Raw genomic sequence first — 13,915 nt, forward strand, 5'->3', positions numbered from 1 at the left:
GTGCGGGGCAGCGGCGCCACCCAGCACGGCGGACGAGGCGGAGGCCATTTATCGGCCCAGCGTGTAGATTTTGTCGAACTGGCCGCCGTCGTTGAAGTGCACCTTCTGTGCTTCGGCCAACGAGCCGAAGTACTGCTCGACGTTGAACAGCTTGATCGGCTTGAAGGCCGTGGCGTATTTCTTCAACACCGCTTCGTTGCGCGGGCGGATGTTGTGCTTCGCCGCGATCTCCTGGCCTTCGGGGCTGTAGAGGAAGTCGAGGTAGGCCTTGGCTTCTGCGGCCGAGCCCTTCTTGTTCACCGTGCGCTCGACGATGGCCACCGGGTTCTCCGCCACGATGGAGGCGCTGGGGTGCACCGCATCAACCTTGCCGGCGCCGAATTCCTTGTCCACGGAGACGACTTCGGACTCGAAGGTCACCAGCACGTCGCCGATGTTGCGTTGCAGGAAGACGCCGGTGGCGTCGCGGCCACCGCGCGCCAGCACCGGCACATTTTTGTAGAGCTTGCCCACGAACTCGGCAGCTTCGGCGTCCGAGCCGCCCTTGCTGCGCACATAGCCCCAGGCGGCCAGGTAGGCCATGCGGCCGTTGCCACCCGTCTTGGGGTTCACCACGATCACCTGCACGCCGGGCTTGATCAGGTCGTCCCAGTCCTTGATGCCCTTGGGGTTGCCGTTGCGCACCAGGAACAGCATGGTCGAGGTGGTGGGCGCGGCGTTGTTCGCAAACTTCTGGCGCCAGTCCTTGGCGACCACGCCTTTCTCGGCGAGGAAGTCCACATCGGTCGTGGTGTTGAAGGTCACCACATCGGCCTCCAGGCCATCGGCCACGGAGCGGGCTTGTGCACTCGATCCTGCGTGCGACTGGTCGACCTTGATGTCTTTGCCAGTGGACTTTTTGTGACTCGCAGCGAAGGCCGCGTTGATGTCCTTGTAGAACTCGCGGGCCACGTCATACGAGACGTTGAGCAGCGTGGTCTGGGCACCGGCGAGCGCGGAGGTGGAGAGGGCAATGGCGGCCAGGGCCGCGCGCAAGGTGTTGTGCATGAGAGAGTTCCAAACAGAAACAGAATGGGCGCGATTCTGGGTGGGACCCTCTTGAACCCCAACGACTTTGTTCTTGTTTCCATATGTGGATCAGGCATAAGCCTTCGGCAAACGAAGGCCGCATTCCTGCCGAGGGGAAACTTTTGGTTGACGTACCTCCTCCAATCACTCAGGCTGCAAGCCTTGAGTGCTGTGGGCTGCGCAACGCAGCGGTCCGTCGCAAGCCCGATGAACCTTGACAGGAGCCTCCATGCAACACAGACAACCTTCCCCGGACGAGGCCCTGGCCGAACACCCGCTGGACTACTCAGACCCGGAACTGCGTGCTTACGCCGAAGAGCAGGCCGAAGACATTCTGGACACCGTGGTGCACTACATGCCCATCGTGCTGCCCGTCATGGGGGCCATCCTGATCTTCATGCTGGCCTTCATCGCGGTGTTCATGGCCTGAGGTCAACGCGCGGCGGCCGCCGCCGATGAAGTCGCGTCTTATGCCAAAGCTTCAATGATGCGGATGTCGCGCTCGGCCCCCTGGCCCAGAGCCGCCAGCGCTTCCTGGTACGCCGGGCTGTCGTGTGCCTCGGTGGCTTGCTCAACGCTGTCGAACTCGAGCAACACGGCGCGTTGGTTGACGGCAGCCTCGTACACCTGAGCCGGCATGCCGCGCGCGAGGAAACGGCCTCCGGCGGCTTGCAAGGCCGGGCCCGCGAGCGCTGCGTAGGCTGCGAGTGCGGCGGGGTCGCTGATGGAACGGTAGGTGGAGATCCAGTAGGCCTTGGGCATGTTTGTTCCTTGGTGTATTCGGGATGGGGTTCAGGGGCTCCATCCTATGTGACACCCGGTCGCTTTACTTCCGCGTGTAGATCTGGTCAAACGTGCCGCCGTCCGAGAAGTGCACCTTGGCCGCCTGTTCCCAGCCGCCGAACGCGTCCTCGATCTTGAAGAGGTTGAGCTTGGGCAGTTGCCTGGCGTACTTGGCCTGGGCCTTGGTCGAGGTGGGTCGGTAGAAGTGTTTGCCGATGATGTCCTGCGCTTCTTCCGTGTACAGGTATTCGAGGTAGGCCTGGGCCACGACGCGCGTGCCCTTCTTGTCCACGTTCTTGTCGACCACGGTCACAGCCGGCTCAGCCAGGATGGACAGCGATGGGTAGACGAAGTCCACCCTGTTGCCGAATTCCTTCTCCAGCAGGTAGGCCTCGTTTTCCCACGACAGGAACACGTCGCCCTGGGCGCGCTGGGCGAAGGTGATGGACGAGCCGCGCGCGCCGGAGTCAAGCACGGGCACGTTGGCGTAGAGCCTGGCCACGAATTCCTGCGCCTTCGCGTCACTGCCGTACTTGCGTTTGGCGAACTCCCAGGCAGCCAGGTAGTTCCAGCGCGCGCCGCCCGAGGTTTTGGGGTTGGGCGTGATGACCTTCACATCGGGGCGGATCAGGTCGTCCCAGTCCTTGATGTTCTTGGGGTTGCCGGCGCGGGTCACCAGCACGATGGTCGAGGTATAGGGTGAAGAACCCAGTGGCAGGCGCTTTTGCCAGTCTTTCGGGATCCAGCCGCCGTTGGTGTGCAGTGCGTCGGTGTCACCCGCCAGCGCCAGGGTCGCCACGTCGGCGTCCAGGCCGTCGATGATGGAGCGGGCTTGTTTGCCCGAGCCGCCGTGACTTTGTTTGATGGTCACGTCCTGGCCGGTCCTGGCCTTCCAGTGTTTGATGAACGCGGCGTTGTACTCCACGTAGAACTCGCGCGTCGGGTCGTAGGAGACGTTGAGCAGCGTCACCGGGGCGGGCTGGGCGATGGCCGAGAAGGCGCTGGCGCTGAGGGCGGTGGCAGCGAGGGCCTGGATGAGATGGCGGCGGGTGGTCATGTCGTTCCTTGTGTGAAGGGGTTGAAAGTGACCGGATGATCCGGGCTTCAACGCCGTTCAGGAACGAATGGATTTTTGGTTGTTAATTACTTAATCATCTGAGCCAAATGCCCTTGTGACGGCACACCAAACACCGTTTGCAGGCTCTTCTGCTCGGGCAACACATAGACCATGGCCCGCTGGTTTGCAAACGTGGTTGCGATGTGGGCATCGAAAAACGAAGCGGGAATGTTGATGCAGCCGTAGCTGATGCGGTTGTCGTCCGCTGTGTCGGAGGCCAGTCGCTCCAGACGGCGCTCTTTCGGGTTGTTGGCGCGCACCCGGTGCATGGACACGGCGGCGTCGTAATCCACCCAGACCACATCTTCGCCATCGAGATTGAGGCCGCGCTGGCCCGCAAAGCGGCCGGCGGGGGTGGTGCGTTCCTGGGGCAACACAAGGGCAATGGGCTTGTCGCCGATGCCGGGGACCGAGTCATCGCCCGGTGCAGAGCCGAGCAGCACGGCGGTGTTGTCCACCAGGCGGGCCTTCGCATCAAACACATACAGGCGTGCTGCGCGCTTGTCGATCAATACAAACGGCATGGCCGTGTGATCACCGGTGGATGCAATCCAGTGGGCCATGAACCGTGCGTCGTCCGACACCTCAACGCCGCTCAGATCAGCGCTTCGCATGGCGGTCGCCTGGGGCAAGACCCGAACCGGTGCCGAGGCCAGCGCGCCTCCAGGGCCCAGGATGCCGGGCGGCGCGAGCAGCGCCAGCATGGCCAGGCCGGCCAGCACGCCGTGTCGAACGGCGAGCCAGTGGCTGTCGTGCGTTTCAGGAATGTGGGGGGTATTCATGGTGGGCGTCTGATGGCCCAGGCAGGGCGCCCCCGGAACCGTGTGGATCCGGGGGCGCCTGGCTGGCTTGCAGACCGGGATCAGTTGCGATCGGCGCGTGCCATCGGCTCGTTCATCGCAGCGTTGTTGTTCATGCTGTCGGTGGTGGCGGGTGCCGGGGTGGTCATGCCGCCGCTGGGTGGCGTGGCCATGGGCGTGGTGGTGGACTGGCTGTCCTGCGTGATGACGCCGGGGGTCGTTCCGGTGCCGGACCCTGGGGTGGTGGTCTGTGCGAACACCAGACCCACCGAGCCGACAACGGCCAATGCGGCCAGGGAAGAAGTGATGAGGTTGGATGTCTTCATGGTGGATCCTTTGAAAGACTGCTTGAAGCAGATTGCACACTTGCAGCCGAAGGTGTCGACTGGCTTTCAGGTTATGGGCGTATGAAACAGGGGTCTGTTCGTGAGCGTACGAACGAGGTGTCAGGCTGGTAACAGCGCGTGTGTGTGGAACCGCCCCGATATACTTCCGACACCATGCGCCGCTGCCTCATCGCGATCTTCGCGCTCCACTTTTTTCTGAGTGTGAGCGTTTTTGCTTTTGGGGACCTGCGTGGCTCGCCATCCTCACTGGCCCATATCGGGCCCACGGCGGTGGTGTCCGCGGGACCGGACGCGACTCCCGGCATCGACACCGGCAAGGCTGGATCGTCCGCCAGTCACGCTTTGGTGGATGACTTGCCCGACCTGCCCGACAGCCTGCCCAGGGTCTTCATTGCGCAGCGGCCCCCGCTCGACGGTGGTCTCTCCATCGGTTACCGGCAGCGCGCCGCGTTGCCACCTTCGCTGGACGGATTGCTCCGTCCGCCCCAGAAGGCTGCACTGACGGCCTGACTCGGGTTTCCGCCGAGGCGGACCCCACCCAACTTCCCATCCATGAGCCTGCAGCGCTGACGCGTTGCTGGCGAATGTGGCGCCTTCCCCATTGTTGTTCTCCAGTTCGAACGGAGCTTTCCATGACCACGACTCTTTCTGCCCATTCCACCGCCAGCGCCACGCTGGTCGAACGCAACCGTGTGTTGCGCAACACCTACTGGCTGCTGTCCCTGTCGATGATTCCCACGGTGCTCGGCGCCTGGGTCGGTCTGGCCACCGGCATCACCGCAGGCCTCACGGGCTTCATGGGCCTGGTCGTCTTCCTGGGCGGCGCCTTCGGCTTCATGTTTGCCATTGAAAGAACCAAGAACTCGGCCGCCGGTGTCCCGGTACTGCTGGCCTTCACCTTCTTCATGGGTCTCATGCTGTCGCGCCTGGTGGGCACGGTGCTGGGCTTGTCCAACGGCGCGGGCCTGGTGATGACGGCGTTTGCCGGCACCGGCGGCATCTTCCTGGGCATGGCCATGCTGTCGTCCATCATCAAGCGCGACCTCACCAACATGGGCAAGTTCCTGTTCATCGGCGCGATCATGTTGCTGGTGGCCGGCGTCGCCAATGTGTTCCTGCAGTCGGGCGCGCTCATGATCACTCTGGCGGTACTGGCCATCGGCATCTTCTCGGCCTTCATCCTGTACGACCTCAAGCGCGTGCAGGACGGCCAGGAAACCAACTACATCACCGCCACCCTGGGCGTTTACCTGAGCCTGTTCAATGTGTTCCAGAGCCTGCTGATGCTGCTGGGCCTGGGTGGTTCACGTGATGAGTAAGGCGGGCTGCGGATTCACATCTGTCTTGAAATCGTGAGTGCCACGGCCTGGGCCGAGGCGGCGTTTCTGGGGTTGGTGCAGGGGCTCACCGAGTTCCTGCCGGTGTCTTCGAGCGCGCACCTGCGCATCCTGGGGCCGATGCTGCCTTCGGGTGGCGACCCTGGTGCGGCCTTCACCGCCATCACCCAGATCGGGACCGAGGCGGCGGTATTGCTGTACTTCCGCAAGGACATCCTTCGCATCCTGCAGGCATGGTGGAAATCGTTGACGCATGCCCAGTGGCGTCGTGACCCCGATGCGCGCATGGGCTGGCTGATCCTGATCGGCACGCTGCCGATTGCGTTGTTGGGGTTGGTCTTCAAGGACGCCATCGAAGGCACGCTGCGAAACCTCACCATCACGGCTGTGATGCTGATCGTGTTCGGCCTGATCCTGGCCATTGCGGACCGGGTGGGCAGCAAGCAACGCACGCTCAAGGAGTTGACCTGGGGACACGGCTTGATGTTCGGGCTGGCGCAGGCGATGGCGCTGATTCCGGGTGTGTCTCGTTCTGGCGGCACCATCACCGCCGGCTTGCTCATGGGTTACAGCCGCGAGGCTGCGGCGCGTTATTCGTTTCTGTTGGCCATACCGGCCGTGTTGGCCTCGGGCTTCTACCAGCTGTACCGCAGCTGGGAAGTGGGCAGTCCGATTGCGCCCGGCCCGACCGCGCTGGCCACGCTGGTTGCCTTCGTGGTGGGCTACGGTGTGATCGTCTGGTTTTTGCGCCTCGTGTCCACCCGCAGCTACATGCCATTTGTGGTGTACCGCGTGGCGCTGGGCAGCGTGGTGCTTGTGTTGCTGGCCGCTGGTGTGTTGAGCGCCACTTGACCCTGCAAAGCAACCCCCATTTCCTTTCTTGTTTCATTCTTTGTTGAATTTCTGGAGCTTTTGACTTCCCATGGAAATCGCCATACTGTTTGCGCTGATCCTCCTCAATGGCGTGTTCGCCATGTCGGAGATCGCGCTGGTTACCGCGCGCAAGGTGCGCCTGCAAAAACTGGTCGACGAGGGGGATGCTTCCGCTGCCGCCGCTGTGAAGCTGGGCGAAGACCCGACCCGTTTTCTCTCCACCATCCAGATCGGCATCACCTCCATTGGCGTGCTCAACGGCATCGTCGGTGAGGCGGCGCTGGCCGCACCCCTGTCGATCTGGCTGACGTCTCTCGGCGTGGGCGAGCCTTTCAGCAGCTACGGCGCAACCATCCTCGTGGTGGTGGTCATCACCTACTTTTCGATCGTGGTGGGTGAACTGGTGCCCAAACGCCTGGGCCAGTCGCACCCCGAGATGCTTGCGCGGCTGGTGGCGCGACCGATCAACTGGCTGGCGATCGCAACCAAGCCTTTCGTGTTGCTGCTTTCGGTATCCACGCGCGCGCTGATGCGCCTGCTCGGCATCAAGGAAAACAACTTCAGCGCCGTGACAGAAGAAGAAATTCACGCCATGCTGGCCGAAGGCACCACGGCGGGCGTGATCGAGTCGCACGAGCACGCCATGGTGCGCAATGTGTTCCGCCTGGATGACCGCCAGATCGGCTCGCTCATGGTGCCGCGCAGCGACGTGGTGGTGCTCGACCTCGATCAGCCGTTTGACGTCAACATGGCGCGGGTGGAAGCTTCCGACCATGCCCGTTTTCCGGTGGTGCGCAGCAGTATGAGCAACGTGATGGGCGTGGTGAACGCGCGCAAGTGGCTTTCTCAGGCCTTGCGCGGTGATTTGCGCGAGCTGGCCAGCCAGCCCTTGCAGGCGCCGCTGTACGTACCCGAAACCATCACCGGCATGGAGCTGCTCGACAACTTCCGCCAGTCCGATGTGCACATGGCGTTCGTCATCGACGAATACGGCGAAGTGCAGGGCATCGTCACGCTGCAGGACCTGATCGAGGCCATCACCGGCGAATTCAGCCCGAAAGACCCGAAAACCTCGTGGGCGATGCAGCGCGAAGACGGCAGCTGGCTGCTCGACGGGCACATTCCCGTGCCCGAACTCAAGGACCGTCTGCAGCTCGACAGCGTGCCCGACGAAGAGCGAGGCCGTTACCACACGCTCAGCGGGTTGATGATGCTGCTCACCGGCCGTTTGCCCAAGGAAGCCGACACGGTGACCTGGGAAGGCTGGCGCCTGGAAATCGTGGACATGGATGGCCGCACCATCGACAAGGTGCTGGCCACGCGCATCGTGGACGCTGCCGAGGGTGCCATTGAGGAAGCGCCCACCGGCATATGAGCCGCAGATCGGCTGTCCAGCGAACCGCAGGGCGCCTGGGCGCCGTGCTGGTGGCTTGCACGCTGGCGGCGTGCTCCGAGGGCTATTACACACAGCAAGGTGTCCTCACCCTCAGCCACGGCATGAGCCGAGAGCAGGTGCTGGCTGCAATGAACAAGCTGGGGCACGAGCAGCCTTCCGACCATCACTGGCACTACCAGCTTTTGTCTGGCTGTGTGCTGGAGGTGCATGCCCGGCGCCTCTGGGGCAGTCGAGAGCCGCAGCAGGTGGCGATCCGTGAGGCCGAGGTTCACAAGGACAGGGCTTCCGATACCGGCGACTTCAGCGTCTCGCTGGTGCCGCGAACCGCTTCGGCCATGGCGACTGTGGTGCTGGATCGCATGGACGAAGTGGACGCTTCCCAGATGGTCTGGCTGCTCAATAATCTCCCGCGATTTTGCGCGGTCGACCCGGAAGTCCGACCTTGACGCCGCCAGATATCACCGCACAAGCAACCCACGGCAGCGTGCCGTTGTCGGTGGTGCTGTTCAGGCTGGCCACCGACCAGGGCCGAGAACGCATTTCGGTGGGCGACCTGCTCACCGCCCTGGGCGACCGTGCCATCGGTGCGCTGATGTTTTTCTTTGCGGCGCCCAACATCTTGCCGGTGCCACCCGGCGTGTCCACGCTGCTGGGCGCACCGTTGCTGTTTCTGTCGGCCCAGCTCATGCTGGGCATGCGGCCGTGGTTGCCGGGATTCGTGACGAGGCGCTCGCTCTCGCGAGACGACCTCGCCACCCTGGTCCGGCGCGTCGTGCCCTGGCTGGTCAAGGCTGAGAAGCTGCTCAAGCCACGCGCGCAGGTGCTGGTGCGGCCACCGGTGGAGTACATCGTGGGCCTCATCTGTCTCGTGCTGGCCGCTATCCTGATGCTGCCGGTGCCCCTGGGCAACACCTTGCCCGCCCTGGCCATCAGTGTGCTGGCGCTGGGGGTGCTGGAGCGCGACGGCGTGTGGATCGCGCTCGGGTTTGTGGCCTCGGCGGTGGCGGGTGCCGTGGTCTGGGGCGTTGTGTGGGCGATGATCAAGGCTGCGGTGCTGATCCTGGGACCCGTTTTCAGTTGAAGGAATTGTCATGTTGATGCAGGTTTCCATCTTTGTTGCCGGCCTCGTTGCGCTGGTTTTTGGCGCCAGCGCCCTGGTGCGTGGCGCATCGAAGCTGGCGTTGTCGTTCGGCATTTCGCCGCTCGTGGTGGGGTTGACCATCGTCGCGTTCGGCACCAGTGCCCCCGAGATGGCTGTGTCCACCGGGGCGGTGCTCAACGGGCAGACCGACATTGCCGTGGGCAATGTGGTGGGCAGCAACATCTTCAACGTGCTGTTCATCCTGGGCATCAGCGCGCTGGTGGCGCCTCTCATCGTGCATGTGCAACTGATCCGGCAAGAGGTGCCGATCATGATCGGCTCGGCCCTGTTGCTGCTCGCCCTGGGTCTTGATGGGAACCTCAGTCTGTGGGACGGTGCCATTCTCATGATCCTGATGGTTGTCTACACCGTGTTTCTGGTCATGCAGTCGCGCCGTGAGTCGTCCGCCAACACGGGTGAATTCGACACCGAGCTCAAACCCGCAGGTCCCGGCGCCTGGGACGGCAAATGGCCAGCCCAGTTGGGTCTGATCCTGATCGGGCTGGTGTTGCTCGTGGTCGGGTCTGATTGGCTGGTCTCGGCCTCGGTGGTGTTTGCCAAGGCGTTGGGCGTGAGCGACCTCGTGATCGGCCTGACCATCGTGGCTGCGGGCACCTCCATGCCCGAAGTGGCCACCTCGCTCACCGCAGCCTTCAAGGGTGAACGCGACATTGCCGTGGGCAACGTGGTGGGCAGTTGCACGTTCAACATCCTGGGCTGCCTGGGCCTGGCGGCGCTGGCATCGGGCAACCTCGGCTTGCCGCTGGCGCCGTCCATACTCACGTTCGACATCTGGGTGATGCTGGCCGCCTTGCTGGCCTGCCTGCCGGTGTTCCTGACCGGGCGCGAAATTGCGCGCTGGGAAGGTGGCGTGTTCCTGGCCTACTACGTGGTCTATGTGTCCTACATGGTCCTGGCCTCGCAACACCACGATGCATTGCCCGCCTTCTCGACCGCGATGCTGAGCTTTGTGCTGCCCTTGACCATCATCACCTTTGTGGTGAGCATCATGCGCAAGGCATCGGCGCCTCACGCTTGACCCACTCCCCGTCTTCAACCGTCCAACCCATGAAACCTCCGTCACGCTCCTTCGAACGCACCATGGAGTCGGCGATCTTCGCCAGCCGGTGGATTCTGGCTCCGTTCTTCATTGGTTTGATCGTCGCCATGCTCGTCTTGCTGGTGAAGTTCGGCAAAGAGCTGATCTCCCTGCTCATGGGCGTGCTCGGGCTGTACGAACACGACGCGATCATCTCCATCCTCACGCTGGTGGACACCGCCTTGATCGCGGTGCTGCTGCTCATCATCGTGTTCAGCGGTTACGAAAACTTCGTCTCCAAGCTGAGCATCGGCGACCACGAAGACCGGCCCGGATGGATGGGCAAGGTCAGCTTCTCGGACCTCAAGATGAAGCTGATCGGCGCGATTGTGGCCATCTCCGCGGTGGAGCTGCTCAAGGCGTTTCTGGTGAGCACCACGCTCACCGGCGAGCAGATCGGCTGGAAGATCGCGATCCACCTCACCTTCGTGATTTCGGGCCTGCTCTTTGCGGCGTCCGACTGGATCAGCGACAACCGCAAGAGCCTGTAGAACCTGCGACCACAGGCGCAGGTCCCTTGACTCACTTCCTTCTGGAAATGTCGGTGTAGTCACCGGCCGTGCGCAGGATCACCTTGACGTCGGCCTGGCCCCGGTTGCGCCAGAACCAGCCGTGGTTTCCCGTGAATGCGGCCTCCAGCACGCCTTCGTCCGCCGCAACACCACGGCCCTTCTCATAGCTGATCGACTTGCCCGGGGCATCGCCATGGGTGTCGAAATTGACTTCGCCGCCCTCGACCACCCACGAGTACTGCGCCTTGCTGCCTTCGGTCATCTTCAGCTTGATTTCTGTGCCCTCACCCGGAGTGAGCGTGAAGGGCATTTCGTCGCGCCAGGTCACGGCTGGCGCCTGAGGCGCCGGGGCTGGAGCAGGGGGCTGTGCCTGAGGCGCATTGGCCGAGGGCATGCCGGTGGCCGCTTCGCTGGGTTGCGCTGGTGCGGGCGAGGCAGCAGTGGCGGCATCAGCCTCTGCCTCTGCTGCCAGCTGTTGCTTGATCTCGCCCATGTCGGTCATGCGCAAGACCCGGCCAATGCCGGTGGGGTCGACGCCGTACTCTGCCGGCAGAACGACAGCCACGAGAAGCACCACGGCCGATACGGCGGCCAGGATGGTGGAGCGCACAAGCTGCTTCGAAGTGGGCAGTTCGGCACGTGTTGGGGAGTCGCTGTTGTACATGTTGAATGTTCCTGGGGTGTTCACGACACGAAGTAGCCGGTGAGCTGCATGCCCACCAGAATGAAGCCCGCGCTCATCATGGCGACGTTGGCTGTGTAGGCATGGCGGAAGAAGCTGGGTGTGCGCCGCCAGTAGCCCATGCCGATCAGGATGACCGACAGGGCCAGCAACTGCCCGATTTCCACGCCGACGTTGAAGGCCAGCAGGTTGGGCACCAGCCCATCGGGGGAGATTTCGTACTCGATGATTTTGGTGGCCAGACCAAACCCATGGAACAGGCCGAACACCAGGGTGGCGACCTTGGTGTCGGGCTGGAACCCGAACCAGCGCTGGTAAGCACCGATGTTGTCCAGCGCCTTGTAAACCACCGACAGACCAATGATCGCGTCGATCAAATAGCTGTTGATCCCGACGTTGAAGTACACGCCCAGGATCATCGTGGTGGAGTGACCGATCGCAAACAGGCTCACATAAATGGCGATGTGCTGGAGCCGGTAGAGAAAGAAGATCACGCCGAACAGGAACAGGATGTGGTCGTAGCCCGTCATCATGTGTTTGGCTCCCAGGTACATGAAGGGCAGGAGATTGACGCCCGATATTTCCTGGATGTAGCCCTTGTCACCTTCGGTGACAGCATGGGCAAAGACTTCGGTGGTGCCCAGCAAAAGGCACACGAAAAAGGCAAGTAGCAAGAAGAGACGGGGGTGCCCGGTCGCCCATGGCGAACGCGGCAGCCTGTCGTGGACATGGCTGTGCATGAAGACTCCGTTGGTCTGAAAGAGAAAGGGGGGCGCTGCAGGGCGCAGCGCGGGAGCGGGATCGCGGGAGATCTCAGCCCATGGGCGGGCGTTCGAGCCGCGATGCCTCGACCATTTCAAGCCACAGCCGCACTTGCCCGATCCACACCGGAAGCTGCGGCGCTGCCACCTCCCATGTGATGGGAATCGCATGGGCCTTGTCGTGCGAGTGGTCTGCCCCGTGGTGGGGATGGTCGGCGCTTGCACCATCGTGTCCCATGGCCCACTCGCTCTCACCATCCTCGTGGGCATGGCCGTGCGCGGTGTCTGGCGCATCTGGAGCGGCATGGGCTGCAGCCGCGATGGCGGCAATGCCATGGGAGTTCAAGCCTCCCACCGATGAGATGAAGGTCCCCATCAGGATCACCACCAGCACCAGCCAGCGCATGCCCAACGCTGCCCGGTCGGGGCGCGTGAAGCGTGTGTGGCGTGGGGTCATGGGCGGTGTTTTTTCGATCTCGGCAAGAGCGATATAGTAACCCCCCCGAGGGGATACCATCAGACATGACACAACCGCACACACATGCCTCCCATCCGGCGATCATCAAGCGCCTGCGCCGAGCCAGCGGACACCTGAGCAGCACCATCGACATGGTGGTTCAGGGCCGTGACTGCCTGGACATTGCGCAGCAGTTGCAAGCGGTTGAAAAGGCGATCCAGCAAGCCAAGAAGGCCTTGATTCAGGACCACCTCGATCATTGCCTTGAAGACCTGGTGGGGCCCCTGAAATCGGGGCAACGCCATTCGCTGGACGAGTTCAGGGAAATCACCCGCTATCTCTGATTTGCAGACACCCCCGGCTTCGACAACGATCACAACATGCCGGGCATTCTGTCCAACCGCACCTACCGCCATCTGTTCGCTGCGCAGGTGATCGCCCTGATCGGGACGGGCCTGGCCACGGTGGCGCTGGGTCTGCTGGCTTTTGAGCTGGCCGGGGACAACGCGGGCATGGTGCTGGGCACTGCCCTGGCCATCAAGATGATTGCGTATGTGGGCGTTGCGCCGGTGGCTGCGGCTTTTGCCGATCGCTTGCCCAGGCGCACGATGCTCGTCACGCTGGACGTGGTGCGCGCGGCTGTGGCGCTGCTGCTGCCCTTTGTCACCCAGACTTGGGAGGTGTACGTGCTGATCTTTGTGCTGCAAACAGCATCGGCCGCTTTCACGCCCACCTTCCAGGCCACCATCCCCGATGTCCTGCCCGATGAGAAGGACTACACCAAGGCCTTGTCGCTCTCTCGTCTGGCCTACGACATGGAGAGTCTGGTCAGTCCGATGCTGGCAGCCGCCTTGCTCACGGTCATCGGCTTTCATGACCTGTTTGCCGGCACGGTGGTCGGTTTCCTGGTCTCGGCCGGGCTGGTGATTTCGGTGGTGCTGCCAGCGCATCCAGCGTCGCAGCCTCGCGGCATGTATGACCGGACCACGCGCGGCCTGCGCATCTACCTGGCCACGCCCCGCCTGCGTGGTCTGCTGGCCATCAGTGCGGGTGTGGCTGCGGCGGGCTCCATGGTGTTTGTGAACACGGTGGTCATCGTTCAGGCTGGGTTGGGCTTGACCCAGAGCGCAGTGGCGCTGGCGTTGGCCAGTTTTGGTGCGGGTTCCATGGTGGCTGCACTGGCCTTGCCACGCCTGTTGGAGACATTGACCGATCGTACAGCCATGCTCGGCGGCATCGGAGTGATGGTGGCAGGGCTGCTCTGCGGGATCTTCGTGGTGGGTCACACCTCGTTGATGGTGTTGTGGTTCGTGCTGGGCCTGGGTTACTCCACCGCGCAGACGCCATCCGGGCGCTTGTTGCGGCGCTCTGCACACCCCGAGGATCGACCTGCGCTGTTTGCCGCTCAGTTCGCGCTGTCGCATGCCTGCTGGCTGGTGTTCTATCCCCTGGCCGGCTGGCTCGGCGCGCGTTTCGGCATGCCGACGAGCTTTGTGGTGTTGGGCGGTGCGGGCGCTATGGCGGCCTGGGTGGCTTCACGCG

General features: G+C 63.1%; 19 protein-coding genes. 11 read left to right on the plus strand and 8 right to left on the minus strand.

Features of this window, described 5'->3' with window-relative positions:
- Positions 1-48: 48 nt before the first annotated feature.
- A complete protein-coding gene (locus tag Q0C59_RS12340; protein WP_291215870.1) occupies positions 49-1,047 on the minus strand; it encodes a sulfate ABC transporter substrate-binding protein in 999 nt (332 codons plus the stop codon).
- Positions 1,048-1,297: 250 nt separating this feature from the next.
- Here Q0C59_RS12340 and Q0C59_RS12345 point away from each other — a divergent pair, with 250 nt between their 5' ends.
- Positions 1,298-1,498, plus strand: a complete 201-nt coding sequence (locus Q0C59_RS12345) for a hypothetical protein (RefSeq protein WP_291215930.1) — start codon at positions 1,298-1,300, stop codon at positions 1,496-1,498.
- A gap of 38 nt (positions 1,499-1,536) precedes the next feature.
- Here the strand turns inward: Q0C59_RS12345 and Q0C59_RS12350 are convergent, their stop codons facing one another.
- The 4 genes from Q0C59_RS12350 to Q0C59_RS12365 form a co-directional block, all read right to left on the minus strand.
- Positions 1,537-1,830: a DUF1330 domain-containing protein gene (locus tag Q0C59_RS12350; protein WP_291215873.1), complete on the minus strand. Its 294-nt coding sequence runs from the start codon at positions 1,828-1,830 to the stop codon at positions 1,537-1,539.
- 64 nt (positions 1,831-1,894) lie between these two features.
- Complete coding sequence (locus Q0C59_RS12355) at positions 1,895-2,908, minus strand: sulfate ABC transporter substrate-binding protein (protein WP_291215876.1); 1,014 nt, start codon at positions 2,906-2,908, stop codon at positions 1,895-1,897.
- A gap of 86 nt (positions 2,909-2,994) precedes the next feature.
- The gene (locus Q0C59_RS12360) at positions 2,995-3,750 is read right to left on the minus strand and encodes a hypothetical protein (RefSeq protein ID WP_291215879.1); all 756 of its coding nucleotides are present in this window, start codon (positions 3,748-3,750) and stop codon (positions 2,995-2,997) included.
- An 80-nt stretch (positions 3,751-3,830) separates the two neighbouring features.
- Positions 3,831-4,094: a hypothetical protein gene (locus tag Q0C59_RS12365; protein ID WP_291215881.1), complete on the minus strand. Its 264-nt coding sequence runs from the start codon at positions 4,092-4,094 to the stop codon at positions 3,831-3,833.
- A gap of 174 nt (positions 4,095-4,268) precedes the next feature.
- Here Q0C59_RS12365 and Q0C59_RS12370 point away from each other — a divergent pair, with 174 nt between their 5' ends.
- From Q0C59_RS12370 to Q0C59_RS12405, 8 genes are all read left to right on the plus strand, one after another.
- Complete coding sequence (locus Q0C59_RS12370) at positions 4,269-4,625, plus strand: hypothetical protein (RefSeq protein ID WP_291215883.1); 357 nt, start codon at positions 4,269-4,271, stop codon at positions 4,623-4,625.
- A 122-nt stretch (positions 4,626-4,747) separates the two neighbouring features.
- Positions 4,748-5,434: a Bax inhibitor-1 family protein gene (locus Q0C59_RS12375; protein ID WP_291215885.1), complete on the plus strand. Its 687-nt coding sequence runs from the start codon at positions 4,748-4,750 to the stop codon at positions 5,432-5,434.
- Between the two features lie 33 nt (positions 5,435-5,467).
- Positions 5,468-6,304: an undecaprenyl-diphosphate phosphatase gene (locus Q0C59_RS12380; RefSeq protein WP_291215888.1), complete on the plus strand. Its 837-nt coding sequence runs from the start codon at positions 5,468-5,470 to the stop codon at positions 6,302-6,304.
- A gap of 70 nt (positions 6,305-6,374) precedes the next feature.
- Positions 6,375-7,700 (plus strand): hemolysin family protein, encoded by a 1,326-nt coding sequence (locus Q0C59_RS12385; protein ID WP_291215891.1) that lies wholly within the window; start codon positions 6,375-6,377, stop codon positions 7,698-7,700.
- A 44-nt stretch (positions 7,701-7,744) separates the two neighbouring features.
- Complete coding sequence (locus Q0C59_RS12390; RefSeq protein ID WP_291215893.1) at positions 7,745-8,167, plus strand: hypothetical protein; 423 nt, start codon at positions 7,745-7,747, stop codon at positions 8,165-8,167.
- Positions 8,164-8,802, plus strand: a complete 639-nt coding sequence (locus tag Q0C59_RS12395) for an exopolysaccharide biosynthesis protein (protein WP_291215895.1) — start codon at positions 8,164-8,166, stop codon at positions 8,800-8,802. Before Q0C59_RS12390 ends, Q0C59_RS12395 begins: the two co-directional genes overlap by 4 nt.
- 16 nt (positions 8,803-8,818) lie before the next feature.
- The gene (locus tag Q0C59_RS12400) at positions 8,819-9,901 is read left to right on the plus strand and encodes a calcium/sodium antiporter (protein ID WP_407066562.1); all 1,083 of its coding nucleotides are present in this window, start codon (positions 8,819-8,821) and stop codon (positions 9,899-9,901) included.
- Between the two features lie 29 nt (positions 9,902-9,930).
- Positions 9,931-10,452 carry a TIGR00645 family protein gene (locus Q0C59_RS12405; protein WP_291215901.1) on the plus strand — a complete coding sequence of 174 codons (522 nt, stop codon included), beginning with the start codon at positions 9,931-9,933 and terminating at the stop codon, positions 10,450-10,452.
- A gap of 31 nt (positions 10,453-10,483) precedes the next feature.
- Here the strand turns inward: Q0C59_RS12405 and Q0C59_RS12410 are convergent, their stop codons facing one another.
- The 3 genes from Q0C59_RS12410 to Q0C59_RS12420 all read right to left on the minus strand — a co-directional run bounded on the left by Q0C59_RS12410 (position 10,484) and on the right by Q0C59_RS12420 (position 12,373).
- Positions 10,484-11,137 (minus strand): transmembrane anchor protein, encoded by a 654-nt coding sequence (locus Q0C59_RS12410; protein ID WP_291215904.1) that lies wholly within the window; start codon positions 11,135-11,137, stop codon positions 10,484-10,486.
- A 20-nt stretch (positions 11,138-11,157) separates the two neighbouring features.
- Positions 11,158-11,895, minus strand: a complete 738-nt coding sequence (locus tag Q0C59_RS12415) for a HupE/UreJ family protein (RefSeq protein WP_407066561.1) — start codon at positions 11,893-11,895, stop codon at positions 11,158-11,160.
- Positions 11,896-11,968: 73 nt separating this feature from the next.
- Entirely contained in the window at positions 11,969-12,373 is a 405-nt protein-coding gene (locus tag Q0C59_RS12420) for a hypothetical protein (protein ID WP_291215910.1), read from the minus strand.
- Positions 12,374-12,438: 65 nt separating this feature from the next.
- Between Q0C59_RS12420 and Q0C59_RS12425 the strand changes: the two genes are divergently transcribed.
- Positions 12,439-12,717, plus strand: a complete 279-nt coding sequence (locus Q0C59_RS12425; RefSeq protein ID WP_291215913.1) for a metal-sensing transcriptional repressor — start codon at positions 12,439-12,441, stop codon at positions 12,715-12,717.
- Positions 12,718-12,753: 36 nt separating this feature from the next.
- Positions 12,754-13,915, plus strand: a 1,162-nt coding sequence (locus Q0C59_RS12430; protein ID WP_291215915.1) for an MFS transporter, incomplete at its 3' end; no start/stop codon positions are given.

Origin of the sequence: Hydrogenophaga sp. (assembly GCF_022844385.1) — a bacterium.
GTDB lineage: Bacteria > Pseudomonadota > Gammaproteobacteria > Burkholderiales > Burkholderiaceae_C > Hydrogenophaga.